This window comes from Brevundimonas sp. UYEF29, from assembly GCF_040546195.1.
GTDB classification, from domain to species: Bacteria; Pseudomonadota; Alphaproteobacteria; order Caulobacterales; family Caulobacteraceae; genus Brevundimonas; species Brevundimonas huaxiensis.
Genome location: NZ_JBEPNH010000005.1, coordinates 1 through 25,914, shown reverse-complemented (window position 1 = coordinate 25,914; position 25,914 = coordinate 1). Strand labels below are relative to the sequence as shown.

The window sequence follows — 25,914 nt, the reverse complement described above, 5'->3', positions numbered from 1 at the left end:
TGCGTGGCGGCTAGCGTCGTCCTATGACGGCGGCTCTATTGATCCGCCTCGCCTGCTCAATCGTCAAACGCTTGCCACGCGAGAACTCTGCGCGGCCAGGCCCCCGCGAGCCGAAGGTGGCGAAGCGGGCGTCTTCGGGCTGAAGCATGGTGCGGGGATTGCCGTCGCGGCCGGTGTACCACATCTCGGTCCAGCCCGCCGGCGCGATATGGTCGTCCATCCAGCAGTCGAGGAAGGTCGCTGCGCCGACAAACTTCGGATCGCCGTACCGACCATCAGGGAAGGTGCTGGACGGTCGCCAGGGGCGTCCCAAAAACACGGAATGGCGCGGAACACCGGCGTCCCTGGTGAGACGGCAATCGTGGAAGACAAAGCCGTAGTCTTGCTCAATCGGCGTGCTTGGAGCGACGATGTAGCCTTCGACCGGATCGGCGGGACGCAGTCGCGATCGGATTTCGCAACGTTCGAACCAGGCACGCCCACCACCAAAGATGAAGTCATAGCTGCCGGTGATCAGGCAGTTTTCGAACAACGTCGCGCCCGCGTCGGGGAACAGGGTGTCCTGATAGCTGAGAATATCGCAGTTGCGGACGACGGCGCGATCCGACCCCTTGTCCATCATCAGAGCCACAGCCTGGGGCCCTGCGCCATTGTGCGAGTGCAGGCCGTTGGGCTTGGTCATTTCCGCCAGACCGTCGAAGGCGTTGTTGATCGTCAGGCGCTCGGCGTGAAAGTCGGGTGCCCGCACGAATAGGGTCGGGGTGCGGAACGTGCCCCAGATCCGGCCATCCGGCGCCGCAAGTCCCGACGCCGCCAAATGATTGATGACCGAGGCCGAGCGATCTTCGCCAATCAGATGAATGAAGGGTTTGTCGACGATGACCTGCTCGGTCCAGATGCCGCGCGTGATGAGGATGCGAAAAGGCTTTCGCCCGTCCGCCGGTGCGGCGGCGATGGCCGCGGAAAGCGTGGAATAGGAAGGCGCGCCGATACGGCGACCGGCGTCGCTGGTCCCCAGCACCGCATCGTAGGGGGCAACAGCGGCCCAAGAAGACGCGGGCGCCATCATCGGCAAAGCTGCTGCGGCGACAAGCGCCTGACGGCGCGAAAATGACAAACGCATGAGAGCCCCTGATGAAAAAGAGGGCGCCGGCCGACAGGTCGGCCAGCGCCCAGTCTCCCGGAGGAGTTGGGAGTGTCTTAGAAGGTGTAGCGGACGCCGAAGTTGTACTGCCTTCCGGTGTGCGAATAGACGTAGATGCTGTCGCGACGGCTGTCCGTGTATTGCTCATTGAAGGCGTCGGTCAGGTTCAAGCCTTCGAACGTCACCTTGATGCGGTCCGTCAAAGCATAGGAGGCCGAGGCGTCCACCGTCACGATGTCGCGCACGCCATCGATGTCATTGGTGCTGGTGCCGCTAGGGACCGCGGTCAGATAGCGATCGCGATAGGCGGCCGAGACGCGGGCGCTGAACCGATCGTCTTCGTAATAGAGGGTGGCGTTGTAGGCGGTCTTCGAAAGGCCGAGCAGATCGTTTTCAACGAAGCCCGTCGGTGATCGCGAGGAAATATAGCTGATTTTGGAGTCCACCAGCGTGACGTTGAAGATGGCGCCGAGATTGTCGAACGGTCCGGGCAGGAAGGTGAAGGGCTGTTGGTAGCTGACCTCGATCCCCTTCAGCGGACCGCCCTCGGTGTTCACCGGCTGGCTGAATAGGAAGACGTCGCTGGGCGAAACACCCAAGCCATTCAGCAACTCAAGCGGCAGGCCGGATTGGTTGAAGGGCTGAGACGTCCGAGAGGTCTGAATGTAGCTTTCGATGTCCTTGTAGAACAGGCCGACGGACAGCAGGGCGTCAGGCGCGAAATACCATTCCGCCGACAAGTCGTAGGTCGTGGCGCGAATGGGATCCAGATACGGATTGCCCGAACTGACGCTGAATACGCCGACCGTGCTGAGGCTGCCGCCCGGCGTAACACTGCCCAGGTTTGGACGGGTCATGACCTTGGCGGCGCCGAACCGCACCAGGAAGTCTGGCGTGACTTCGGCCGTCAGATTCAGCGCCGGCAAAACGTCGTCATAGTCGCGATCGACGGTCGTCTGCTGCGCCGCGCCTGCGACCAGTTGATAGCCGGTCGAGCTCTGCTTCGTCTTGACGTAGCGCACACCGATGTCGCCGCGTACCGGCACGCCGCCAAGCTCGGTGTCGAAGTCGAGCTGCAGGTAGGCCGCCGAGTCTTTCTCGGTGACATTGCGGATGTTGCCGCGGGCATTGGCGTTGGAGGCGCCGCTGAGTTCGAACAGTCCCGTGCCGCTGTAGATGTTGAACAGGTCGGCAAAGGCGTTGAGATTCGGCGCGATCCAGTTTGTGATCGTGCCGTTCGGCGCACCGAGATTGCGACCAAAACCACTGACCAACTCGGTCAGGCTGGCCAGCGTCACGCCGGCAGGCAGTTGCGGCACCACGCCCTCGTTGACCCGCGCCAGCGCCCAGGAGTCGAACTCATATTCCTTGTAGTTCACCCCGGCCTTCAGCGTCAGCGACGGCGTCAGATCGTAGCCGCCGTCAAGTTGCGCGGTCTTGATCGTATTGGTGACGCCCTGCGGCCGCAGGCGGATTTCCGAGCGCGCCGCCCCGAAGTTATAGGCCAGAGGATCGGTCACGTCATAGCCGAACCGGATCAATGGCGCGTTGCGGTTTTCGCGATAGTCGTATGAGTAGTTGTCCGAATTTTCACGGTTCAGAATGACCGTCGTCTGGATCGGATTGTCAAAATCAGACTTGGAATAGCCCACCAAGCCCTTGATTCTGAACCGGTCGCTGAACGCGTGCTCCAGGCTCAGCGTCCCTTGCGTATATTTGGTGTCGAGCTCGTCATAGCGGGTTTCCGTCTCCACATCGACGTCGTCGAACAGGCCGTAGACCATGTCGCCGTTGGCATCGATGACGCCGTCGCGCACGATGATTTCCGGTCGGCCGCCCTGCGACGCGTTGCGCGCGAAGGACAGGGCTTCCAGCCAGTTTTCCTGACGGGTGGCTTTGAAGTCGGAATAGAGCAGATCAAGATTGATCAGCGTCTGTTCCTGCGGGCGGAACTGCACCGATCCCGTCAGACCCAACCGCTCCTGATCGTGCGTCAGTCGGCCGTAACGCGGAAAGCGGGGCGTATAGACATCGGCCCGCCTCGCATCGGCAAAGGGCGACGCGGGATTATAGCCGCCGGCCTCGGTTCCGTTCAGCCAGCCGCCGGAGCCATGCCCCTCCTCAAGCAGGCGACGCTTGGTGTAGGCCACCGAGACAAGAGCTCCGAGACGCCCATCCATCCAGGTATTGCTGGCGAGCGCCGCGAACCGCGGGTCCCATTCCTGGGACAGATCATTGTAGCCGTATTGGCCCGACACAACGAGGTTGGCCCCGGCGTAGTCGAACGGACGACCCGTCTGCAGATCCACCGTCGCGCCCAACGACCCCTCTTCCGTTTCGGCCGAGGCGGTCTTGCGAACCGTGATGCTGTTGAAAAGCTCGGACGCGAAGACGTTGAAGTCGAAGGCTCGGTTGCGATTGGCGCCGCCTGAGCTGTCGGTGCCCGACGCGGTGCTCTGTCCCTCCACGCCGTTGATGCGGACGCGAGTGAACTGCGGACCAAGGCCCCGCACCGTGATCTGACGGCCTTCGCCGGCGTCGCGTGCGATAGAGACGCCAGGCACCCGCTGAATGGACTCGGCAAGGTTGGCGTCCGGAAAATCGGCCATGTCCTCGGCCTTGATCACGTCGACGACGCCATTGGCTCGTCGCTTGGCCGTCAGCGCGCTGCCTAATGACGCACGGAAACCGGTTACCACGATAGTTTCAACTTCGTCCGCCTGGTCTTCGACCTCGCTCCCCTGGGCGACGGTCTGGGGCGCGACGCTCGCGCCGGCGAGCACTGCCGTTCGGCCGTTATTGGACGCCACCACCAGGTTGCTGCCCTGCAGGAGCCGGCCCAGGCCCTGATCAACCGAATAGACGCCCTGCACAGCGGCGGTCCGTTGTCCTGCGACCGCGTCTGTCGACGCCAGGATCTGAAGATCCGCTTGGCGTGCGAAAGCCGGAACGCCGGTCGAGGCGGGCTGCGCAGGGACATTGAACTGTCTGGCCTGAGCCTGAGCGGCGCCGGCGCCGGCCAGCGCCATCGTGCTGACGGCGATCATCAGCGACGCCTTCGCGCCTTGGTTTCGCGACATGGCCATGCGTCGGCCCTCCCTTTTTCTGTTTCCTGGTTCCCGGACCCTTCTTCGAGGGTTCCGAGAGTCTCGATGTTCGACGATCGACTTTCCGTCGCCGGACGAAAAAGGTTTATCCCGCGCCACCCAACATGATGACTTCTGAGCCCACCTTCACGCTCGCGTCATGGGCGACGCCCACCGCCTGGGCGAAGCTTTCCGGTTCGTTGGTGCGGAACCATCCAACCACGGTGCGGCCTTCCAGATCCGGATCGACGATCACGATCTTGCGGTTGTTGTAGCGGTTGAACTCAGCTGCCGCCGCGCCGATCGTGTCGCCATCAAGAACAATCTGCCCCTCTCGCCACGACAGAGCTCGGTCCATTTCCAGCGGACGCTTCACCGGGCTGGACGCGCCGGCCTGGTCGCTGACGAACACCTGTTCACCGGCGGCGACGCGGCGGCGCATTTTTCCAGCGCCCTTATCGCTCCAGACCTCCACGACGCCTTCCGTCACGCGAACCTCGGCCCCGCCGGACTTGCGGCGAACGGAGAAGGCAGTGCCGACCGCTTGCACGCGGACATCGCCCGCCGCCACAACGAAAGGCCGCGCTCGATCTTTTGCGACCTGAAACCACGCCTCTCCTTGATCAAGGGTCACGGCGCGTTCGGCCTTCTGAAAGCGGATGTCCAAAGTCGTGTCGGTGTTGATCGCCGCCATCGACCCGTCGGCCAAGGGCACGCGGCGGATTTCTCCCACCAGGGTGCGATAGCGCTGACGCGACAAGATCGGCGTCAGGACGACCCCGGCCGCGACAGCCGCCGCCAATCCCATTCCCCCGAGAAGCACGCGGCGATCGGGCTTCGCCGGCGCACGGTGCATTTGGGTCTGAGGCATGGGCTCGACCATCAAGGCCATGACCGCTCGCGCCCGCCACAAAGCGCCCTCACGACGGCTGTCGCCAGCGAGCCAGTCGTCCAAAGCCGCCTGGTCGGATGCGCTCATCGCATTCGCGTCCAGTCGAGCGGCCCAGTTGGCCGCCGCCGCGTCGATCTCTGTGGAGGCTTCACGGCTCATGCGCGCCGCTCCCCGGTCGATGATGGGGCGACATTGGCGTCAGCCTTGGCCAAGCCTGCCAGCACGGCTTTCAGCCCGCGTGCCGCTTCGTTCTCGACCACGTTCTCTGTTACGCCCAACTGGCGCGCGATCTCCTTTTGGGACAACCCCATCACGCGGCGCATCTCGAAGATGCGTCGGCTGCGTTCCGGCAATGTGGCGACGATCTTCATTACGCGTTCGAGTTCCTTGCGTCCCCCGGCGATACGCTCTGGCGACGGTTCGTCCCACTCGATGCGCAGGGCGTCGATTTCCGTCACGGCGTCGATCCGGACAATCCGGGCGCGGCGCATCTGCTCAAGCACGACGGACCGCGCAGTCTGGAAGAAATAGGCGCGAGGGCTCTCGATCTGCTCCACCGCCTTCAGGTTGGCCAATCGGCAATACGATTCCTGAATGACATCATCGACATCGTTGGAGGTCACAAGCGATCGTCGAAGCCAAGCGCGAACGTCCTGCTCGTGGGGCAGGATTTCATACCCCAACCAGCGAACCCGTTCTTGTTCTGATTTCCCACCGCCTTGAGCCAATTCCACCCTCCCTCAGAGGTACGATGCGCGGCGGCGGTGTTTCCGTCAAAACTCGGCATTCGGAAAGTGGTGCACGTTAAAGAGATAACTGCGCGCAGTGCCTGACGTTGTAAGGATGGCGCTGACAGCATTGATTGATTTGCAAGACGAGATCAAAGCCACGCTCAGGGCGCGCAGGTGACGGCCTTAACCTGATATTTCGGCGGTTTGGGCAACTTGCTTGTTGCACGGGGCAAACTGACAGCACCATTCAGTGCGCGCAGTTAATCCAACAACGTTCACGTCCGGGCTGATCGGAATAGGGTCATAACAACCGCAGCAGCAGCGAAACACGCTGCTGCTGCGACGTAGAGCCCTCGGATATCGAAACCTACACGTTCCAGAATAAGGGCGGCGATCGGGGCCATCGCCTGCGGTAACGCCACTGCCAGGTTGTTGAGACCCATATCCCGACCACGATTGTCTTGGGTGGGAAGAGCGTCCGCCATCAAGCCCATTTCCACGGATCCATAGGCCCCCTGCCCCACTCCATAGAGTGCGAAGGCGAGGATCACGACTGTCCATGATGGCGTGATCGCCAAGGCGAGGGCCCCGATGCTAAGGGCCGTCCGGATGAGCCAGGTCGGGTTCGAAACCCAGGGGCCGAAGACGGCAACGGTCGAGGATCGCGCCACCCGCCCCCTGCCTTGGCGCGTGGTGGACCGGGCGGGCGCTAACGTGGCCCAAGGCACGTCCAAGGTCTTCGGCCAAGACGCCGCCTCGGGCCAAGCCGTGCATACGGTCGATTTTCAGTCGCTGCAGACCGACGGCGAAGGCTATCGCCTGATCGTGGGATCGCACGAAAGCCGCCCCTTCTCGATCCAGCAGCATCCTCACGCCCGGCTGAAGTACGACGCCTTGGCCTATTTCTATCAGAACCGGGCCGGCGTGCCGATCCTGGCGGATCACGTCGCGCGGCCGGATCTGGCGCGTGCGGCCGGGCACCCGCACGAGGTCGCGGCCTGCTTCTCGGGCGCGGACACGGCCGGCGTAGTCTGGCCCGGGTGCGACTATACGCTGGACGTCACCGGCGGCTGGTATGACGCCGGCGATCACGGAAAATACGTCGTCAACGGCGGCATCTCGGTCTGGATGCTGCTGAATGCCTACGAACGCGCCATGGCCAAGGGCGGGCCCGGCACGAGCGCCTTTGCGGACGGCAGGGTCGATATTCCCGAGGCCGGAAACGGCGTCAATGATCTGCTGGACGAGGCGCGTTACGAGATCGAGTTCCTGTTGAAGATGCAGATCGCCGACGGCGTGAAGCTGAAGGTCCCGGTCGGCGCCCAGGCGGCCGGTCAGCCGCTGACCCTGACCGAGATCGACGCTGGCGGCATGGTCCATCACAAGGTGCATGATGCACAGTGGACGGGCCTGCCGATGGCCCCTACAGACGATCCCCAGCCGCGCCTTCTCTATCCGCCCAGCACGGCCGCGACGCTCAATCCGGCCGCGGTCGGCGCCCAGTGCGCGCGGATCTGGCATGACATCGATCCGGCCTTCGCGCGCCAATGTCTGACGGCGTCCCAGCGCGCCTTCCGCGCGGCGCTGCGTAATCGCGACGTTCGAGCCGGAGAGAATTTCGCCGGCGGCGGGGCCTATGGCGACAGCGACTTTTCGGACGAATTCTACTGGGCCACGGCCGAGCTTTTGGCCACGACCCGCAATCCCGCCTATCTGACCGCGCTGAAGACCTCGCCCTACTATCTGGGCGGACCGCTGTCGGGCAAAAGCGCGACCGGCGATCCGGGCTTCTCGTGGACGGCGTCGCTGGGATCGCTGACGCTGGCGACCGTGCCGGACGTTTTGCCGCCCGAGGATCTGGTCACCGTGCGCGCCAATATCGTGACGGCCGCCCGCGCTTATGTCGACGCCGGCTATGGTCAGGGCTACGGCCTGCCGGTGTCGGGCGTGAAATACGAATGGGGTTCGAACGGCGCCCTGATGAGCCGGGCGGTGATCCTGGGCTCCGCCTTCGACTACACCGGCGACTGGAATTTCCGCAACGCGGTGATCTGGTCACTGGACTATGTTCTGGGCCGCAATCCGATGGATCGCTCCTATGTGACCGGCTACGGCGATCGTCCGGTCCAGAACCCGCACCATCGCTTTTGGGCGCATCAGGCCGCCCCGGCCTATCCGCTGCCGCCGGCGGGCGCCCTGTCAGGCGGGCCGAACAATCAAGCCATGGTTGATGACGTCGCCAAGACCCTGGTCGGCAAATGCGCGGCCCAGACCTGCTGGGCCGACGACATCCACGCCTATGCCCTGAACGAAGTGGCTATCAACTGGAACGCGCCCCTGGTCTGGGTCGCCGCCTTCATCGACGACCATTGAGATCGTCGCGAGCCCAAGACTTCCGCCGTTCTTCGGACGGCGAAAGCTAGCGTGTGAAACGCCTAGGCCATGTCTTCCAGTTCGCGACCGCGCGTTTCCTTCACCCAAGCCTGGACCAGGAAGAAGGAGATTAGGGCGCTGACCGCGTAGAAGCCGTAGGTGACGACCAGGCCGAGCGTCGCGGCCATCCAGGGGAAGCTGACCGAGATGGCGAAGTTGGCGATCCACTGGGCGAAGCCGGCGACGGCCAGGGCCGAACCGCGCATCTGGTTGGGGAACATCTCGCCCAGCATGACCCACATGACCGGGCCCCAGCTGAAGTTGAAGAAGACCACATAGGCGTTGGCCGCGATCAGGGCGATCAGGCCGGTCTGGTCGTCCAGGTGTAGCGATCCGTCGATCAGGGCGGCCTTGGAGAAGCACCAGGCGACGACAGCCAGGGTTACAAACATGCCGGCCGAACCGATCAGCAGCAGAGGCTTTCTGCCGATCTTGTCGATGACGGCGATGGCGGCCAGGCAGGCGGCGATCGACAGGACGCCGGACAGGATGTTGATCTGCAGCGCGTCGTTTTCGGAGAAGCCGACCGACTGCCACAGCACAGCGCCGTAGTAGAAGACGATGTTGATGCCGACCAGCTGCTGGAACACGGCTAGAATCAGCCCGGCCCAAACGATGGGGCGCACCTTCTTCGTCGCCGGGTCCAGCAGATCGGCGAACTTGGGCTTGTGGTCGGCCGCCAGCGAGGCGCGGATTTCCTGAACCTTGCGCGCACCGGTGCCCGCACCGAACAGTTTGGACAGCACGGCCTCGGCCTGGGCGTCCTTCTTCTTGACCACCAGGAAGCGCGGGCTTTCCGGGATGACCAGGAGGGCGATCAGATAGACAGCGGCGGGAACAACCTGCAGCCAGAACATCCAGCGCCAGGCGGGGAAGCCCAGCCAGAACTCCGCCGTCGATCCGCCGGCGGTCTTGGCCAAGGCGTAGTTGGCCACGAAGGCGCCGGTCAGGCCGGTGATGATCATGATCTGCTGCACCGACGACAGTCGGCCGCGGATCGAGGCCGGGGTCACTTCGGAGATATAGGCCGGCGACAGGACCGAGGCCGCGCCCACGCCTAGGCCGCCGATGAACCGGGCAATGATGAAGTGTGCCGAGCTGTCGGCCGCGCCCGCCCAGAAGGCGGAGATTATGAACAGGCCGGCGGCGATCTGCATCACCGTGCGACGGCCGATGGCGTCGGCCAAACGTCCCGCGATGAAGGCGCCGACGGCGCAGCCCAAGAGAATGGCGCCGACGTTGAAACCAGTGCCCAAAGCCGACAGGTTGAAGGCGGCCTCCAGCCCGTCCTGGGTGCCGTTGATGACGCCGGAGTCGTAGCCGAACATGAAGCCGCCGATTGTGGCGACCGCCACGATCAGGGCGATGAAGGCCATGTTGACGCGGTCATCGCCCACAATGTCGGGGCCTGAGCCCCCCGTCGGTCCTGCCATCTCGATATTCCCTCCGAAAGCCCGAAAAATGGTTCGGGCGTTTATTGCTAAGCCCGCTGGCGTTCCGTGATACCCGGCATGTCGGGATCAGACTCGTTGAACTCGTTCAACCCGCCCAGCTCGCCCCGCGCTCTCGCTTTCCGGCCGTAAACCCATTCGAACAGGGGTGAGGCCATTAGCGTGGTGATGATGGCCATCAGCACCAGGATGGAAAACAGGGCCGGGCCGATGATCCCGCGCTGCAGGCCGATGTTGATGATGATTAGCTCCATCAGACCGCGCGCGTTCATCAGGGCGCCGATGCCCATGGCCGTGGCGTTGTCCTGACCCGTCAGGCGGGCGGCGGCCCAGCAGGCGCCGCCCTTGGCCAGTATAGAGCCCAGCAGGATGACGACGGTCACGGCCAGCAACCCCAGGCTGTTGACCATGGTCAGCTGTGTGTTCAGCCCCGAGAAGGTGAAGAACATCGGCAGCAGCACCAGCACCGCGAACGGCTCCAGCTGACGCTTGACCTCGTCGCTCAGCAGACCGCGCGGCATGGCGACGCCCAGGATGAAGCCGCCGAAGACGGCGTGAATGCCCACCGCGTCCATGGCCCAGGCGCTGAGCATGAACAGGATCAGCACGACCCCCAGCACGGTCGGGCTGAGCCGCCCTTCCCGCTCGACGATCCGGCCCAGCGGCGCCAGCAGCTTCGGTCCCAGCGTCAACATGAACAGGGCGAAGGCCCCGCCCCCCGCGATGGCCGTCACCGCCACCATCGGCCCGGCGCCGAAGCTGGCCAAGACGATGGCCAGGACGCACCAGGCGCCGGCGTCGTCGATGGCGCCGGCCGCCAGAGACAACGACCCCAGCCGCGTGCCGCTAAGCCCCCGCTCATGAATGATGCGCGCCAGCATCGGGAAGGCCGTGATCGAAATGGCCGCGCCCATGAACAGCATGGCCTGCCAGGTCTGGATGCCCTGCCCAAACAGACCCTCAGCGACCAGCCAGGGCGCAAGGGCGACGGCGACCAGGAAAGGCGCCGCCATGCCCGCCAGCGACACGGCAGCCGCACTTTTCGCATTGGCCCGGAAGTGGTCGCGACGGAAGCCAAGCCCGACAAGGAACATGTAGAGGCCAACGCCCAACTGGGCGCCGACGAACAGGATCGACCGCGACTCCTTGGGGAACAGGGCCGCCTGAAGATCGGGCGCCAACAGGCCGAACAGCGACGGGCCAAGGATCACCCCGGCGATCATCTCGCCCACCACCTGCGGCTGGCCGAGGTAGCGTTTGGCCAGCCAGCCCACGATGCGGCAGGCGGCGATGATGATCGCCATCTGCAGGAAGAAGGCCACGCTCAGTTCAGCATTGCTCATGCGGCCGGTCCCCCTTTGGCGAGCGCCAGCCTACTGCGTCGGACAGACGGCGTCGCCCTCGTTTGAGGCCAGGCGGATGTCCTCGACCGTGATCGCGAAGTCGGCGTCGGTGCGCAGGCCCCAGGGTTGGTCGACGGCGGCGATGTCGGCGCCGCGATCACGCAGGCACGACAGCCGGACCTTCAGCGTGCGCCATTCGCCGACGGGCGCTGCGCCGATCAGGCCGGAGATGTCGACCGAACCGGCGCCCAGCGTCAGGAACACGGGCCCCTTGGGGCGCGCGTCCACGCGGTAGCGGAAGGCGATGGCCATCTCGCCGTTCGACTGGCGCGTCAGATCGACCGGCTGGGCCGCGATGATGGCCTGCCCCCCGTTCTGCGAGAAGGTCAGGGCGCGCGCCGATTCCTGGCCGGCGCCGTCGGTGGCGCGTGCCGACACGCCGCCGCGCGGGCTGGCGCCGCTCTTTTCAGCCCCCAGGCGGAACTCGCCGCCCGCGTCGCGCAGCATCAGCGACCAGGGCGCGACGAAGCGGCCATCGACGAAATAGCGATCCAGATTGCTGCCGGACCCGACCACGCCGCTGTCTTCGGACAGGGCGCCGACGCGGGCGTTGCGTGCGTAGGTCAGGCCGTAGCCATAGGCGAACTGCGGGTCATAACCTGGCTGGCCCACGTTTAGCGGCTCGCCCTTGGCGGTCTTGGGCCAGCTGAAGGACAGGGTTCCGGTAAAGTCGTTGCGCGGCTTGCCCGCCGCATCGCCGACCAGCACATCGGCGATCCCGCCGCCCTCCGTGCCCGGCAGCCAGGCGGCGACGAAGGCGTCGGAGGCGTTGATCTCAGGGTTGGTCCACATCGGGCGGCCCGACAGGAAGACCGACACCGTCGGAATGCCCGCCGCCTTCAGCCGCTTCAACGTCTCCAACGGGCCGGTGGGCACGAAGTCCAGCGTGTCCACATCGCCCTGGAACTCGGCATAGGGCGTTTCGCCGAAGACGACGATGGCCACGTCGGGTTTCTGGGTGAAGGAGCCATCGGCGCTGAGCGTCGCCTGGCCGCCGCCGGCGGCGACCGCCTCGCGGATGCCGCTCCAGATCGACTGGCCGTTGGGGAAGTCGGCGTTCGAGTTGCCCGTGCCCTGCCATGTCAGGGTCCAGCCGCCCGAGGCCTGGCCGATATTGTCGGCTTGGCCGGCGACCAGCACCCGCGCGCCCGAGCGGATCGGCAGCACCGAGCCTTCGTTCTTCAGCAACACCAGCGACTTGCGCACCGCCTCGCGCGCCAGGGCGCGGTGGGCCGGCGAGCCCAGTTCGTTCAGATGCCCCTCGACCGGGCGGCTGTCGTTGAACAGGCCGGTCTTGACCTTGACGCGCAGGATGCGGCGCACCGCCTCGTCCAGGCGCGCCATCGGGATTTCGCCCGACTTCACCTGGGCCAGGGTCGAGGCGTAGAGCGGCTTCCAGCTGTCGGGCGCCATGAACATGTCGATGCCGGCGTTGAAGGCCAGGGCGCAGCTTTCGTTCGAACAGCCCGGCAGCTGGCCATGGGCGTTCCAGTCGGAGACCACGAAGCCGTCGAAGCCCAGCGGGCCGCGCAGCACGTCGGTCAGAATGGTCTCGTTGCCCGAGTGTTTGACGCCGTTCCAGCTGGAGAAGCTGGCCATGATCGACAGCACCCCGGCGTCGATGGCCTGGGGATAGCCGGACAGATGGGTGCGGATCAGCTCCTGTTCCGATCCCGCAAAATCGCCCTGGTCCTTGCCGCCCGTGGTGCCGCCGTCGGCCAGGAAGTGTTTGGCCGAGCCGGCGATATGGCCGGCTGTCAGCGGACGATCGGCCGACAGCGCGCCTTGCAGGCCGAGCGTCATCGGACCAGCGTAGCTTTTGGCGACCTCGGGGTTCTCGGCATAGCCTTCATACGTCCGGCCCCAGCGGTCGTCCTGGGGCACGGCCAGGGTCGGGCCGAAGGTCCAGTCGGCGCCGGTCACCGCCACTTCCAGCGCCGTCGCTTCACCGATGCGGCGGATCAGGTCGGGATCGCGCGCGGCGCCCAGGCCGATGTTGTGCGGAAAGATGGTGGCGCCGACGATGTTGTTGTGCCCGTGCACCGCGTCGATGCCGTAGATCAGCGGCACCTTGGCGCCCGGACGCTGGGCCGCCGCTGCGCGGAAGGCCTGAGCCAGTTCGACCCATTTCTGGGCCGAGGCGCGCTCGTCCCCGCCCGGCGAAGAGTTGCCGCCCGCCAGGATCGAGCCCAGCGGATAGGTCAGCAGGTCCTCAGGCTTGATCGAGCCGATATCGGCCTGGATCGTCTGGCCGACCTTCTCCTCCAGCGTCATCCGGCTCATCAGTTTGGTGACGAACGCTTCCGTCGCCGCATCGGTCATCGCAGCCGGCGAGGCCGCTCGGGGCCAAAGCGCCGGATGAGCGCGCGTGGCGTCGGTTACGATGGAGGCTTGGGGCGTCACGGCCTGAACGGGAACGGCGCGAGCCGTGCCGGGGTCGATCGCGCAGGCGCTCGACATGAGGGTGATCACTAGGGCGGTGGCGGCCTTGCGCATGGAAAGAGACCTGATCGCTAGGGCCACCGCGCCGCCCAAGCCAACCCCGGAGACGCGCCTTCAGGCCGATATGGACGTCCGAAGCACCGTTGGACGACGCCCACTGTGCCAAAGGGCTGACAGCGCTGTCAATATCTGTCAGATCGCTGACTTCAATGTGCGATGCGAGCCGTGGACTGACGCGCAATCAGATCATGCGGAACGATAACGCGCGCATGGGCGTCGCCGGTCAAAAGGCGGCGTAGCGGCGGAATCAGGCGCTGGGCCGCAGCGGCCGCCATTTCCGCCACCGGCTGACGGATAGTGCTCAAATCCGGCGTGCTGAAACCCGCGCCGGGCGAATCGTCAAAACCGGCCACCGACAGGTCGCCGGGCACCGACAACCCCAGCCGCGCCGCACATTGCAAGACGCCAAGGGCCGTATCGTCGTTACTGGCGAAGATCGCCGTGATGTCGGGCGCGGTCAGGTGCAGTGTCTCCATCGCCAGCGCGCCGGAGTTGAAGGTGAAGTCGCCCTCCACCACCCAGGCCGGCGCCACATCCAGGCCCACCTCGGCCATAGCGTCCCTGTAACCGGCCAGACGACGCCGGCTGGCGCCATAGGCGACCGGCCCGGTCACGAAGGCGATCCGCGTGTGGCCGAGGTCGATAAGATGGCGGGTCATCTCAAATGCGGCGCGCCGTTCGTCCATCTCGATGCAGAAGCCCCGATCGAACGCCGCTTCCGCACCGATGCGGGCATAAGGCGTGCCGGCCGCGTCGAGAGCATCCATCACCACAGTATTGTCCGAGTTCGGCGGGGTCAGAATGACGCCCTCGGGCCGGATGGAGTTCAGCAGCGCCATCAGATCGCGTTCGAGATCAGGCGAGTTATGATCCACCAGCTCGATCATCAGATGGTAATCGACCTGGCGCGCCTCCATCAGGGCGCCGAACTCCAGACGCCCAAGATAGTCGCTGCCGCGCCCGCTCTTCCAGTGTTCGATGGTCAGATCCGCGTCCACCAAGACCGCGATCAACGACGACGACGCCCCCGCCAGACTACGCGCCGACAGGCTGCGTCGATACCCCAGAGACGCAGCCGCCTCCTCCACCTTGGTTCGCAGCGTGGGGCTGACGTTCGGCTCGTTGTTGAGCACGCGCGACACGGACTTGATGGACACGCCCGCCTTCGCGGCCACGTCATAGATCGTCACCGTCGCCAAATTCCGTCCCCCTGAACGTCGCTCGGACCGCTTCTAACATCCCCGTTCGAAAAGGCGATGCCGACACAGCTTATGGCCAGGCTTGTCCATCGCTGTCATGCCAAAAAATGGTCTGCTAGACAGTCGACATGATGACCCAAACCGATGCCGGCCCCATCCGAAAAATCGTCATCCTGGACGGAGGAACCGCCGGCTGGATGACGGCCGCCGCCCTGTCTCATCGTCTGGCGGGCAGCCCCGTCTCGATCGAACTGGTCGAGTCCGACGAGATCGGCATCGTCGGCGTAGGCGAGGCCACCCTGCCCCACATCCGCGCCTTCAACACGGCCATGGGCATCGACGAGCAGACGTTGATCAACCAGACGCAGGCGACCTTCAAACTGGGCATCCAGTTCGTGGATTGGGGACGGCCCGGCGACAGCTACATCCATCCCTTCGGGGCCTATGGCGAGCCGATCGAGGGGATCGATTTCCACCATGTCTGGGCCGCGCGCCGCGCCATGGGCGACGCCGCCGACATCAGCGACTACAGCTATCCGGTCAGGGCGGCCGAGGCGAACCGCTTCCAGCGGCCGATTTCAGACCCCGGCTCGATGCTGTCCACCTTCAGCTACGCCTTTCAGTTCGACGCCAGCCTCTATGCCGCCTTCCTGCGCCAAGTGTCGTGCGGGCGCGGCGTGGTCCGCACCGAAGGGAAGGTCGTCGATCATGTCCTGAATGGCGCGACGGGCGATGTCGACGCCGTCGTCCTGTCGGACGGGCGCCGTGTTTCGGGCGATCTCTTCGTCGACTGCTCGGGCTTTCGCGGACGGCTGATCAATCAGGCGCTGGAGACGACGTTCGAGGACTGGAGCCATTGGCTGCCCTGCGACAGCGCCTTCGCCGTGCCGTGCCAGACGACGGCGCCGGTCGGCCCCTATACCCGCGCGACGGCCCGCGCGGCGGGGTGGCAATGGCGCATTCCGCTGCAACATCGCACCGGGAATGGCCACGTTTTCTCATCGGCCCATATCTCGGACGAGGACGCCGTGGCGACCCTGATGTCCAATCTGGAAGGTCCGGCGCTGGCCGAGCCGCGTCGGTTGAGCTTCAAGACCGGACGACGCCAAAGGCTGTGGAGCCGAAACGTCGTGGCGATCGGCCTGTCCGGCGGCTTCTTGGAGCCGTTGGAATCCACCAGCATCTACCTGATCCAGTTGGGGATCACGACCTTGCTGGATCTGTTTCCCGACCGGGTCGGGATAGCGGCGGACGCCCAAGAATACAATCGGATCATGGCGCTGGAGTTCGACCGGATTCGTGACTTCCTCGTCCTGCATTATGTCGCCAACCAGCGTGACGAGCCGTTCTGGCGCGAGATGCGAACCATGCCCTGGCCAGACAGTCTGTCGGCCAAGGTCGAGGCCTTTAAGTCGCGCGGCCTGCTTCCCGACTACGACATCGGCGTCTTCCTGCCGCCCAGTTGGCTCGCCGTACTGGTGGGGCAGAACATCGTTCCGAACGGCTGGGATCCGCGCGTCGATCGGCTGGAGCCGCATGTCCTGTCCGACAAGCTGGGAGCCCTGCGTGACGCCGTCCGATCGACCGTCGATCGGACGCCCGATCACATGACCTTCATCAGCGATGCGGCTGCGCGCGCAGGTAGCCTCCGATGAGCGGAACCGAAAAAATTTGGGTCATTCAGGGCGCCGGCTTAGCGGCTTGGGCGGCGGCCGCGCTGCTGGCCCGCCACCTGCCGTCTGGTAATTCGGTCCTGATCGAAGACGCTGTTTCCCCCGCACTCGGCGAAGAGTCTGAGGTCGTGGTCGCCGAACCCGACGGCGTGCTCATGCAGTTGTCGGACGGCGCGGACCTGTTGGCGCACGGCCACGGCGGCTTCTTCCTGGGCTCGCTGCTGCGAAACTGGTGCGACGGGCGAGACATCGCCGTCGTCGAGCAGGAGCCGCTGCCTGGGATCGATGGGGTCGCGCTGACGGACGTGGTGTTGCGCGCCGCCCGTCAGTCGCCCGCCGCCCCCGACTACGCCGCGCTTCTGGCGCCGTTGCAGTTCCAGGCGCGCATGATGGCGGCCGGTCGTTACGCCCATCCCAGCCCAGATCGGCAGTCGCCGCGCTCCCTTCTTCGCCCCAGACTGATGCTGGACGCGCGCGTTCTGACGGCGCGACTGCGGGACATCGCCCTGCGCGCTGGCGTGCGGGAGACGCCTGAAGATGCCCGTGAAGTCGAAGCCTTCATGACCCTGGAAACGCGAGCGAACGGAGTTTTCAGCGGCGACGGCGACTGGACCGGGCGGCTGGGCTACGACCGCTGTCTGACCATGCGCTACGTGGGCGGCGATCACACGCCGCGTCTGGATATGGCCAATCTGGTCGAAGGGCTGGTCAGTCGCAGCCCCCTGCCCGGAGGCGGTTTCGCCAGCCTGGCCTACGCCGCAGATCGCACCACCGTTGACGTTGCGAAGGCGGCGCTGGCGGCCTGGTTGGGCGACGTTGACGTCGCCGCCCAGTCGGACGTCGCCTTTGCCCCCGGCCTGGATACGCATCCCTGGAGCGGCCGTCGTCTTGCTCTTGGTCCGGCGGCGGCGCGCTTTGGCGACGGACTGGGCCTGGACAGCGTCCTACTGGAGCGACAGCTGACACAACTCGTCGCATCACTGCCGGGCGCGTCCGAGCAGATTTCAGGCTGCGCCGAGGCCTACAATGAGGCGGTGGTTCGCGACATCGCGCACCGCGCGGATCGACTTCATCTTATTCTTCTGTGCGGGTCGCAAGGCCAGCGACTGGCCCCGGCTAGCGACAACCTGGCGCGTCGCATCACTCAGTTTACGTCTCGCAACGCCGGCGTCGGCCTGGATGGCGATCCTTATGATGCTCAGCACTGGATAATGCTGATGGCCAGTCTGGGCCTCATACCGCGCCGTTACGACATCCAGGCCGACCGTCTGGACATCAAGGCCGCCATGGCGTCGCTGGGGCGGATGGTCATGGCTTTCGACCAGACCTTGGCCGCCCTGCCCGCCCATTCTCAGTTCATAGACCGACTGCGCGAGGGCGGCTGATCCAGAACGAAAAAAGGGGCGTCGATCAGATCGACGCCCCAAGTCTTCGCTCAGAGAAGAAGTGTTAGAAGGTGTAGCGCAGGCTGAACGTCACGCGGCGGTCGCTGCGGAAGTAGGATCGCGGGGCCAGCGGACCGGCCTGGTTTGCGCCGTTGAGGTTGTAGGACGTCTGCTGCTGGGTGACGGTGACTTCGTCCAGCAGGTTCGCGCCATACAGGCCGATCTTCCAGTTGTCGTTCAGCGTGTAGAAGATCGAACCGTCAAGCTGCCCCGTCGAGTCGTTGAAGATCGGCGAGAACGGGTTCACATCGTCGCGCGGCGTCAGCAGGAAGCCATTGCGCCAATTGTAGGCCAGGCGCGCCGACAGAAGATCCTTCTCGTAGAAGACCGAGAAGTTGTCGGTGTGTTTCGACAGCTGCTGCAGCGGCAGTTCCAGACCCACATAGCGCGGCTCGGTCACGGCGTTGGGGAAGGTCGAAGGCTCGACGTAGGTGTAATTCGCCTCGATCCCCAGCCCGCTCCACAGACCCGGCAGGAAGCTGTAGGTCTGCTGATAACCGACTTCGAAGCCCTTGATCCAGCCTGAGCCTATATTGACCTGCTGGTTGACCTGGACGTCGGTGGAGACGCCCTGCGCGTTGCTGAACTGCTGGACGGTCGAGCCGCTGGCCAGAATGTCCGACAGGTCCTTGTAGAAGGCGTTGAAGGTCAGCGAGCTGCCCGGCTTGAAATACCATTCCACGCCAAGGTCGTAGTTCCACGAGCGCACGCCCGTCAGCTGCGATCCGCCAGTGAAGGTCGTCAACAGCGGGGCGGTGTTGACGTCGCCGCCGTTGTCCCGAACCTGATTCATGTCGGTGTAGAACAGGGTGGCGGCAAAGGCCGTCACGCCGAAGTCCGGGCGCGTCATGGCGCGCGACACCGCACCACGGAACACCCACTCCTTGTACTTCAAGTTGACGTTCAGGCTGGGCAGCCAGTCGTCATAGCTGTTGCCGCGCTCGATCTCTTGGAAGCTGCCGTCGCTGAACGCGACCAGTTGGTTCAGACGGTCGTTCGACAGCAAACAGTAGCCCGGCGCCGACTGACCCGGCTGGACGGTCGAGCACCGGAAACGGGCGATGGCCGCCGCGTTTGCCTGGGTGACCGGAATGTTTTGACCCGGGAAGCGCGGATCGTTGCCGTTCGCATCACCGAAGTTCTGCGCGATATTGGGGCTTGAGATGAAGCCGCGCGTCTGGAAGTCCGTCTTGGCGTAGCGAACACCCAGGTTGCCGGTGATAGCCGTGTCCGGACCGAAGATGTCATCCCAACCGAAGTCGAACCGGACATAGGCCGAGGTGGTCTGTTCCGCCGAGTTGTTGATGTCGCCAGGCAGGAAGGGCGTGCCGGCGATGGCCCCCGGACGCTGATCCAGCGGACGCCAAGTCGAGCCCGAGCTGCTCGCTGCAGCCAGGGCCGCCTGCAGCGTGCCGTCCCGATAGGCCGCAATCAGATCGGCTGTCGGATAGAAGCCGTTCATCGGCGTAGGATTGTGACCGCGCTGGAAGTTGGGGAAGTCATAGGCTTCGACGGCCAACGGACCTGTGGTCTGGAACGGCGTGACACCGCCAGCCCAGCTTTCAGAAATCGCACCCCAGTTATAGGCGGTGTAGCGGCGCGTCTGCTCGCGATCCGAATAGCGCGCACCCATGCGGATGGCGCGCAGCGGCGAGTTGTCGAAGTCGTATTTGACGTCCGCCTTGAACGCGGTCTGATCGCCGTCCGACTGCTCGATGTGATCCATGGCCGAACGATAATAGAAGTTCGACGGGCTGTTTGTGCTGGCCGACGGCTGGCCCGAGGCATCCACGAACTGAATGTCCGGCACGCCGTGACGCCCTTCGCCGATCAGGGTGTAGAGCGGCGTGATGGCGCCATAGACGCTCATGTCCAGATCGTCGGCGCTGGCCTTGCTGTATTGCGCATCCAGCCAGATCGACAGGCGATCGGTCGGATGGAACTCAGCGGCCAGAGAGAAGTCTTCGGTCAGGGTTTGCAGATCGCGCTGACGCTTGGGCAGAACCTGAAGGTTCGGCGCATTGCTGACCAGCAGACCGCTGGTGAAGACGCCGTTGGAATCATAGGTGAACGACTGGCCCGGCAAGGGGGTCGGGTTGCCGCCGCTGCCCAGATCCACTTCGACCACGCGCTCGCCCCAGGCCGAGGTCGAGTCGGCGCGGATGTATTCGCCGGTCAGCTTGGCGCGGCCGTCGGTCGATTCCCACTGCAGCGAGCCGTCCAGGGTCGAACGCGAACGGTCGAACTGCTGGGTCCGCACCGCGCCGCCGCGCGGAACGTATCGGCGGTTCTCGCCGTTCGACAGATCGGACCGATAGGTGAAATCTGTCAGGTGGCTGCCGTAGGCTTCGGAATACAGGTCGGATTCGCCGTAGCTCAACAGGGCGCCGAACGAGCCGTACTGGGTGTCCCAGACATTGCTGATCAGCGACGAGAAGCCCAGGCCCGGCTTTTCACGCAGATCGCCATAAGAGCCTTCCGCCGTCGCGCCGAAGACGAACTTGCGGCTGTCGAACGGCTTGCGGGTGCGCAGATCGACCACGCCGGCGATTCCTCCCTCAATCCGGTCGGCCGTCGCGTTCTTGAACACCTGAACGCTGGCCAGCAGTTCCGGCGACACGTCGTTGAAGCCCAGGGCGCGACCCGTGTTCACGCTGAAGGCGTCGCGGCCGTTGAACTCCGAGCGGACGTAGGACAGACCGCGAATAATGACGTTGGAGCCTTCGACCGAGAAGTGGTCGGGGTCGGTCGGACCCTGGAAGCGGTTGATGTTCACGCCGGGGATGCGTTGCAGCACTTCGTTGACCGACTTGTCCGGCAGGGCGCCGATATCGTCGGCCGTGACTGCGTCAACAAAGGTGTCGGAGTCGCGCTTGATCGCCTGCGAGGATGCGATGCGCGCTCGGATGCCGGTGACGACCACGTCGTCGACCTGCGCCGCATCGTCCGTGGCCGGGGCAGTTGCCTGCGGCGCCGGCGTCGATTGGGCGTGGGCGGCGCTCGCGCCGACGACGGCGACGGTCAACGCCAGGGCGGACACGGAACGGCGCAGCCCACGAGCGGCGGGCGCATAGCCGGTTTGGAACATCTCTGACTTCACTTCTGATCCCCCCGAGGACGGTTCAGCCCGTCGCAATCGTTTCGGCAGCCTTGATCGGCCGTCCGCGAGCGTGTTGGACTACCGATTGACAGCGATGTCAACGTTTCGCGGCAAACTTGTCGCCTTTTCGACCAGCGGGTTCAGAAGCAAAGCGCGCCCACCATTGCGGCGGACGCCAGTCTGCTGACACGGCTTTCAGGCGCCAGCCGCTGCCTCAAAACGTCTTGCGATTCATCGTCGTGGCCAGAACATCTTCGTGCGTCGGCAGGGCGTCGGCAGTTCGCCAGATGCTGTCTCGGATCGCCGACAGCCGACCCAGATTGGCGTCATGACTGATCACGTCGGAAATTGGGTGACGCCCGTGCGGCGTCAGCCCTTGCCCCACCGCGACCGCCAGCCAGCTCGATTCGGAAAAGATGTCATGGTCGCGCCTGACGATCCGACCCGTCTCCTCGAACAGGGCGATCTTGGCCGCCAGCCGGTCCGGGATCGGCATGTCGCGCACCTGCTGCCAGAAGGCCCCTTCCCGCTGCGTGATCTTGTAGTGCAGGATCAGGAAGTCGCGGACGGTGACGAATTCCTCCTCCATCAGCGCGTTGAACTCACGGCGAAGGCCCTCGCTGTCTTTGTGCGACGGAAACAGGGTGATCAGCTTGGTGATGGCGCTCTGGATCAGGTGAATGCTGGTCGATTCAAGCGGCTCGAGGAATCCGCTCGACAATCCGACCGCCACGCAGTTGCGCTTCCAACAGTCCTTGCGCCTGCCCGTGGCGAACCGCAGGCGACGCGGCTCGGCCAGAGCCGTACCCTCCAGCCGCGACATCAGCGCGTCCTCGGCCTCCTGATGCGGGAGATGCGCCGAGGAATAGACGTAGCCATTGCCCACCCGGTGTTGCAGCGGGATGCGCCATTGCCATCCGGCCTCGCGCGCCGTCGATCGCGTGTAAGGCGACAACGCCCCCTCCCGCTCGCACGGCACGGCGACAGCGCTGTCACATGGAAGCCAGGAACTCCAGTCTTCATATCCGGACGTCAAGGCCTGCTCGATCAGAAGGCCGACGAAGCCGGTGCAATCGATGAAGAAGTCGCCCTCGACGATCCGCCCGTCGTCCAGCCTGACGCCCGCGATATCACCGTCCGCCGCCTGCTGAACCTCGACCACCCGCCCCTCGTGGCGAACGACACCCAGACCCTCTGCAAAGCGGCGCAGGAAGCCCGCATAGAGCGCCGCATCGAAATGATAGGCGTAGCCCAGGCTGGACAACGGCGACTGCGGCCCGCCCTGCGGATGGACGAAACGGCCACGGCGCGCGGCCTGCCAGGCCATGGAGTAGGTTTCCAGCAGCTCCGACCCGCCTTCGGCGCAGGCTTTCAGCCAGAAATGATGAAAGGCGATGCCTTCCATATCCAGCCCGAAGGCGCCGAACGGGTGGAAACAGCGCTCACCCTCGAGTCGCCAGCCGTCGAACTCGATCCCCAGCTTGAACGTGTCCTTGGTCTCACGCAGGAAGTCCGCCTCGTCGATCCCCAGGCGCGCATTGAACTTCAGGATTTCCGGGATCGTCGCCTCGCCCACGCCGATAATGCCAATGGCCTCGGATTCGACCAAGGTCACGGTCTTGCCCGCGCCCTCGAACGCATGCGCCAGCGCCGCCGCCGCCATCCACCCCGCCGTTCCGCCGCCAACGACAACGATGCGATCAATGATTGGAGATGGATTAGACACATTGCACCTCGGTCGCGATTGTCAGGCTCGATTGCGGATCATCAACGGCATTAGCTTGTTCCGTGGCCGAAGTGGCGCGTAATCGATCATCATATTTGTTGGGTCTAAGTGTTTGGCCATTTCTGGAATGGCGCTAGGTGCAACGCCCTACCCTTCATCACTCACTGAGGTCGGCAATGGGTGGGTAGCAGGTATGAGCACAGCGTCGGTGAGCGATCGCAAGAATGTCGTCGGGTGGGCCAACATTGCAGCCGCCAGCAAGGCGCAAACGTCGACGGCGTTGCAGCCTTGCAAAACCTGAACGACTCTGCGGCCATCTGAGGACCGCAGGCCGTCGCCATCAACGGTGACGCTGCTGTCCAACGGCGCGATCAAATGGGCTGAGATGTCGACAAACACTCGGGTGGACGGCTAGACAAAGCCAGCCGCCGCCCAAGGTTGTCGCCAGCACCTAGAAGATGGTCAGGGCAATCAGGCCGAACAGTCCAAGGAACTGCGCGGCCGGGCTTCGAAGCGTCGCAATGCGTTGTTTAGGCACCAATCATTCTACGACGTTGAAAGTAGAGTGCGGCACCGCCGGCCAAGAATGCGCCCAACAGGATCATAGCCCACTCGCTCATCGTCAGGATTGCTGCCGGCGCAGCAGCAGCGGGCGCGCCAACGACAAGGGCCACGGCCGAGGCCAGACACTTCTTACTCATGACATTCCCCATTTCGAGTTCGACGTCGTAGCGAGCCATCGGGCAGGGCTTGTAATCAAAAAGCGCCAGACATTCCGGCAACCTGTACAAGGACGAACACCGTTGGATGACGACCGTTCTGACAGCGATGGCGACCCGTCCGATGATCTCCGCGCCCGGCCGAGCCAGACGCTGCAGCTCGGGTACGAGCCGCGACGCTTGCGGCTCAGCTCAGACGTCGAAGGCCAAGCAGGTTGAGACCTTTAGTCAGGAGTTGGCAGGTCTGGCACGATCGTGTCGCCGTGCGTTCTGATCCAGCGGCCCAATCGGCAAGCATGCCTCCCGTCACGAGACTCAAATGTAACCCTTGCACCGCGCGGGATTTCGTATCGGACCACGGGATGTTCGCCCTGCTGCACTGTGAGTATACGCGCCCGCGGGAAGGTGCAGTACATGCTTCCAACGTATTGCTGGCTGCAGTTCACGGACCCCTGGTCCGTTTCGATGAAGACATCGCCCACGCTAATCCGATTGAAGTGGCGGCCATGCACAAGTTCCTGCTGCACCGCAGCCAGCGGGCAAGGAACAGTCTCGGGCGGATGTGGGGAGACGTAGACATGGCCGAGATACTGGCCCATCACAGCGATCGCGATCAGCGACATTTCAAAACTCTAATCTTGACGAATGTTGACTTTCAACAGGCGCGCGCGCCCTCGCAGCTAGCAGAAATAGGCCGTCGCCTTTGCGCAACCGCCAACGGATCGGCATGCTCAGCGACCAGCCGAAAGGCTAGCGTCGATTGAGCGTTCGCCATTACGCACATCCGAGATGACGGTGGGAAAGCGTTCGGAGTGCACCCTGCATCGGACCTTCGTCCGATTGAGGTGATCCCTGTACGCGCGTCGAATCTCAGAGCGCGTTAGTCCGTCGAGGTCAAAGAGAAGTTTGAAGTCTGCGCGCTCTAACTCTCTGCCTTGATTGTAAGCGGCTTGGAGATTTTCGGACGTCCATCCTTCTGTTGTGGCTCTCGCTTCGAAGCCATCGACGATGCCGCGGGCGGCTGTCTGGTTCACCCCGTAGCCGTAGTCACGGCAGATCGCGACGGCGGTTGAGAGCCGACCCAGCCAAACGCCTTCCTCGGCCAAAGGGGGAGCTTGTGATGCAACTTGGGCGGCTGCGAACATGGCGGCGAAAAACAAGACCATTCTCCTTTGGGCCACCTAGACGATCACGCGAGGTTGCGAATGTCGAGCATTCAGCCCACGACTAGAAACCGATTTCGGTCCAAGCCTTCGCTGCCGATAGGCGCGTATCTAAGTGGGCTGCGGCCAATGTCCGCAACGGTCGATTTCGGTCACAGGCTTTGGCGCCAAAAGTGGTCGTCAATTTTCTAGCCTAAAGTGCGGTTGTTGGCGACCCGTGATGAAGGGTGAACCGCTTCGCTTCGGATAAGTTTTGCAGACCAAACCACGTTTTTCTCGGGCCTGAAAACCACGAGATGCCCACCGGCCTCATCGATCTGTAAGCGGACATCGAGCTACTGCCTGGACATTCGGTAGAGACGCCTATCTCACTCTTGTCATGACCACGCCTGGCCGCAGAAATCTATGCTGGCAGTGAGTGAGCCATCCACGAGGGCCCAACGACCGCATGGTTTTCTATCCGTTGGAAGGTGTAAGGGAAGCTCGACCTGCAGATGCATGGAAGCCTGGCGTGTTGCTGGGTCTGAATGAAGCCCGCACAGCAAAAAGCCCCGCCGGTTTGGGCGGGGCTTCTGGCATCCCCACAGGGTGTGAGGTTGGTCTGGGTGCGGGAGTAGGATTTGAACCTACGACCTTCAGGTTATGAGCCTGACGAGCTACCGGGCTGCTCCATCCCGCGGCAAGCGGTAGTGTATCGAGAAGGAAGAACGTTTCGAGAAGGGCCGCGACTGCAGTGTTTGTTCATCATCGGCTGTCCGCCTGGTAGACCCGGCGGCGACCTACTCTCCCGCGCCTTGAGACGAAGTACCATTGGCTCTGGAGGGCTTAACGACCGAGTTCGGAATGGGATCGGGTGGGGAACCTCCGACATAGCCACCAGGTCAACCAGGGGGACAGCGGATGATGAGAAGACATTGTCTGCGATCGTTCTGGTCTGAACGATCATCGAATGAGTTTTGCTGAGAAACGATCAAACCGATCGGATTATTAGTACCAGTAAGCTTCATGGGTCGCCCCACTTCCACACCTGGCCTATCAACGTGGTAGTCTTCCACGATCCTCAGCGAAGCCTTGTTTTGAGGTTAGTTTCCCGCTTAGATGCTTTCAGCGGTTATCTATTCCATACTTAGCTACCCTGCTGCACAGCTGGCGCCATGACAGGTACACCAGAGGTATGTCCATCCCGGTCCTCTCGTACTAGGGACAGATCCTCTCAAGCTTCGAACACCCACGGCAGATAGGGACCA

The 25,914-nt window shown here is 64.0% G+C and carries 16 protein-coding genes, 1 tRNA gene and 2 rRNA genes; 4 read left to right on the top strand and 15 right to left on the bottom strand.

Going from position 1 to position 25,914, the window contains the following annotated elements; translation table 11 throughout:
• Positions 1-10: 10 nt before the first annotated feature.
• The 5 genes from ABIB58_RS09550 to ABIB58_RS09530 form a co-directional block, all read right to left on the bottom strand.
• Complete coding sequence (locus ABIB58_RS09550) at positions 11-1,123, bottom strand: pectinesterase family protein (protein ID WP_354040567.1); 1,113 nt, start codon at positions 1,121-1,123, stop codon at positions 11-13.
• A gap of 77 nt (positions 1,124-1,200) precedes the next feature.
• On the bottom strand, positions 1,201-4,191 hold the full coding sequence (locus tag ABIB58_RS09545; RefSeq protein ID WP_354040565.1) for a TonB-dependent receptor: 2,991 nt from the start codon (positions 4,189-4,191) through the stop codon (positions 1,201-1,203).
• A 145-nt stretch (positions 4,192-4,336) separates the two neighbouring features.
• Positions 4,337-5,281: a FecR family protein gene (locus ABIB58_RS09540; RefSeq protein ID WP_354040563.1), complete on the bottom strand. Its 945-nt coding sequence runs from the start codon at positions 5,279-5,281 to the stop codon at positions 4,337-4,339.
• Positions 5,278-5,856: an RNA polymerase sigma factor gene (locus ABIB58_RS09535; RefSeq protein ID WP_354040561.1), complete on the bottom strand. Its 579-nt coding sequence runs from the start codon at positions 5,854-5,856 to the stop codon at positions 5,278-5,280. Before ABIB58_RS09535 ends, ABIB58_RS09540 begins: the two co-directional genes overlap by 4 nt.
• 272 nt (positions 5,857-6,128) lie before the next feature.
• Positions 6,129-6,524, bottom strand: a complete 396-nt coding sequence (locus ABIB58_RS09530; protein ID WP_354040559.1) for an MFS transporter — start codon at positions 6,522-6,524, stop codon at positions 6,129-6,131.
• Here ABIB58_RS09530 and ABIB58_RS09525 point away from each other — a divergent pair.
• Entirely contained in the window at positions 6,463-8,226 is a 1,764-nt protein-coding gene (locus tag ABIB58_RS09525; RefSeq protein ID WP_354040557.1) for a glycoside hydrolase family 9 protein, read from the top strand. The two genes, ABIB58_RS09530 and ABIB58_RS09525, sit on opposite strands and share 62 nt — an antisense overlap.
• 62 nt (positions 8,227-8,288) lie before the next feature.
• Here ABIB58_RS09525 and ABIB58_RS09520 read toward each other — a convergent pair whose 3' ends face one another.
• The 4 genes from ABIB58_RS09520 to ABIB58_RS09505 all read right to left on the bottom strand — a co-directional run bounded on the left by ABIB58_RS09520 (position 8,289) and on the right by ABIB58_RS09505 (position 14,832).
• Positions 8,289-9,719: a sugar porter family MFS transporter gene (locus tag ABIB58_RS09520; RefSeq protein WP_354040555.1), complete on the bottom strand. Its 1,431-nt coding sequence runs from the start codon at positions 9,717-9,719 to the stop codon at positions 8,289-8,291.
• Positions 9,720-9,766: 47 nt separating this feature from the next.
• Complete coding sequence (locus ABIB58_RS09515; RefSeq protein WP_354040553.1) at positions 9,767-11,080, bottom strand: cation:proton antiporter; 1,314 nt, start codon at positions 11,078-11,080, stop codon at positions 9,767-9,769.
• Between the two features lie 30 nt (positions 11,081-11,110).
• Complete coding sequence (locus ABIB58_RS09510) at positions 11,111-13,636, bottom strand: glycoside hydrolase family 3 protein (protein WP_354040551.1); 2,526 nt, start codon at positions 13,634-13,636, stop codon at positions 11,111-11,113.
• A 152-nt stretch (positions 13,637-13,788) separates the two neighbouring features.
• Positions 13,789-14,832 carry a LacI family DNA-binding transcriptional regulator gene (locus ABIB58_RS09505; protein ID WP_354040787.1) on the bottom strand — a complete coding sequence of 348 codons (1,044 nt, stop codon included), beginning with the start codon at positions 14,830-14,832 and terminating at the stop codon, positions 13,789-13,791.
• 137 nt (positions 14,833-14,969) lie between these two features.
• Here ABIB58_RS09505 and ABIB58_RS09500 point away from each other — a divergent pair, with 137 nt between their 5' ends.
• Together ABIB58_RS09500 and ABIB58_RS09495 are read left to right on the top strand one after the other, a co-directional pair.
• On the top strand, positions 14,970-16,496 hold the full coding sequence (locus ABIB58_RS09500) for a tryptophan halogenase family protein (protein WP_354040549.1): 1,527 nt from the start codon (positions 14,970-14,972) through the stop codon (positions 16,494-16,496).
• Complete coding sequence (locus tag ABIB58_RS09495) at positions 16,493-17,899, top strand: tryptophan 7-halogenase (RefSeq protein ID WP_354040547.1); 1,407 nt, start codon at positions 16,493-16,495, stop codon at positions 17,897-17,899. Before ABIB58_RS09500 ends, ABIB58_RS09495 begins: the two co-directional genes overlap by 4 nt.
• 64 nt (positions 17,900-17,963) lie before the next feature.
• On the opposite strand, the gene ABIB58_RS09490 is transcribed toward ABIB58_RS09495, so the two are convergent.
• The 3 genes from ABIB58_RS09490 to ABIB58_RS09480 all read right to left on the bottom strand — a co-directional run bounded on the left by ABIB58_RS09490 (position 17,964) and on the right by ABIB58_RS09480 (position 23,525).
• Positions 17,964-21,047 (bottom strand): TonB-dependent receptor, encoded by a 3,084-nt coding sequence (locus ABIB58_RS09490; protein WP_354040545.1) that lies wholly within the window; start codon positions 21,045-21,047, stop codon positions 17,964-17,966.
• Between the two features lie 226 nt (positions 21,048-21,273).
• Positions 21,274-22,785, bottom strand: coding sequence for a tryptophan halogenase family protein (locus ABIB58_RS09485; protein WP_354040543.1), 1,512 nt, complete (start codon positions 22,783-22,785; stop codon positions 21,274-21,276).
• 530 nt (positions 22,786-23,315) lie between these two features.
• Positions 23,316-23,525 (bottom strand): IPTL-CTERM sorting domain-containing protein, encoded by a 210-nt coding sequence (locus ABIB58_RS09480; protein ID WP_354040541.1) that lies wholly within the window; start codon positions 23,523-23,525, stop codon positions 23,316-23,318.
• A gap of 341 nt (positions 23,526-23,866) precedes the next feature.
• Between ABIB58_RS09480 and ABIB58_RS09475 the strand changes: the two genes are divergently transcribed.
• Positions 23,867-24,268, top strand: a complete 402-nt coding sequence (locus ABIB58_RS09475) for a hypothetical protein (RefSeq protein WP_354040539.1) — start codon at positions 23,867-23,869, stop codon at positions 24,266-24,268.
• Between the two features lie 1,001 nt (positions 24,269-25,269).
• On the opposite strand, the gene ABIB58_RS09470 is transcribed toward ABIB58_RS09475, so the two are convergent.
• From ABIB58_RS09470 to ABIB58_RS09460, 3 genes are all read right to left on the bottom strand, one after another.
• Positions 25,270-25,346 (bottom strand) — tRNA-Met (locus tag ABIB58_RS09470).
• Positions 25,347-25,433: 87 nt separating this feature from the next.
• Positions 25,434-25,548 (bottom strand): 5S ribosomal RNA (gene rrf, locus ABIB58_RS09465).
• Between the two features lie 85 nt (positions 25,549-25,633).
• A 23S ribosomal RNA gene (locus ABIB58_RS09460) occupies positions 25,634-25,914 on the bottom strand; the annotation flags it as partial.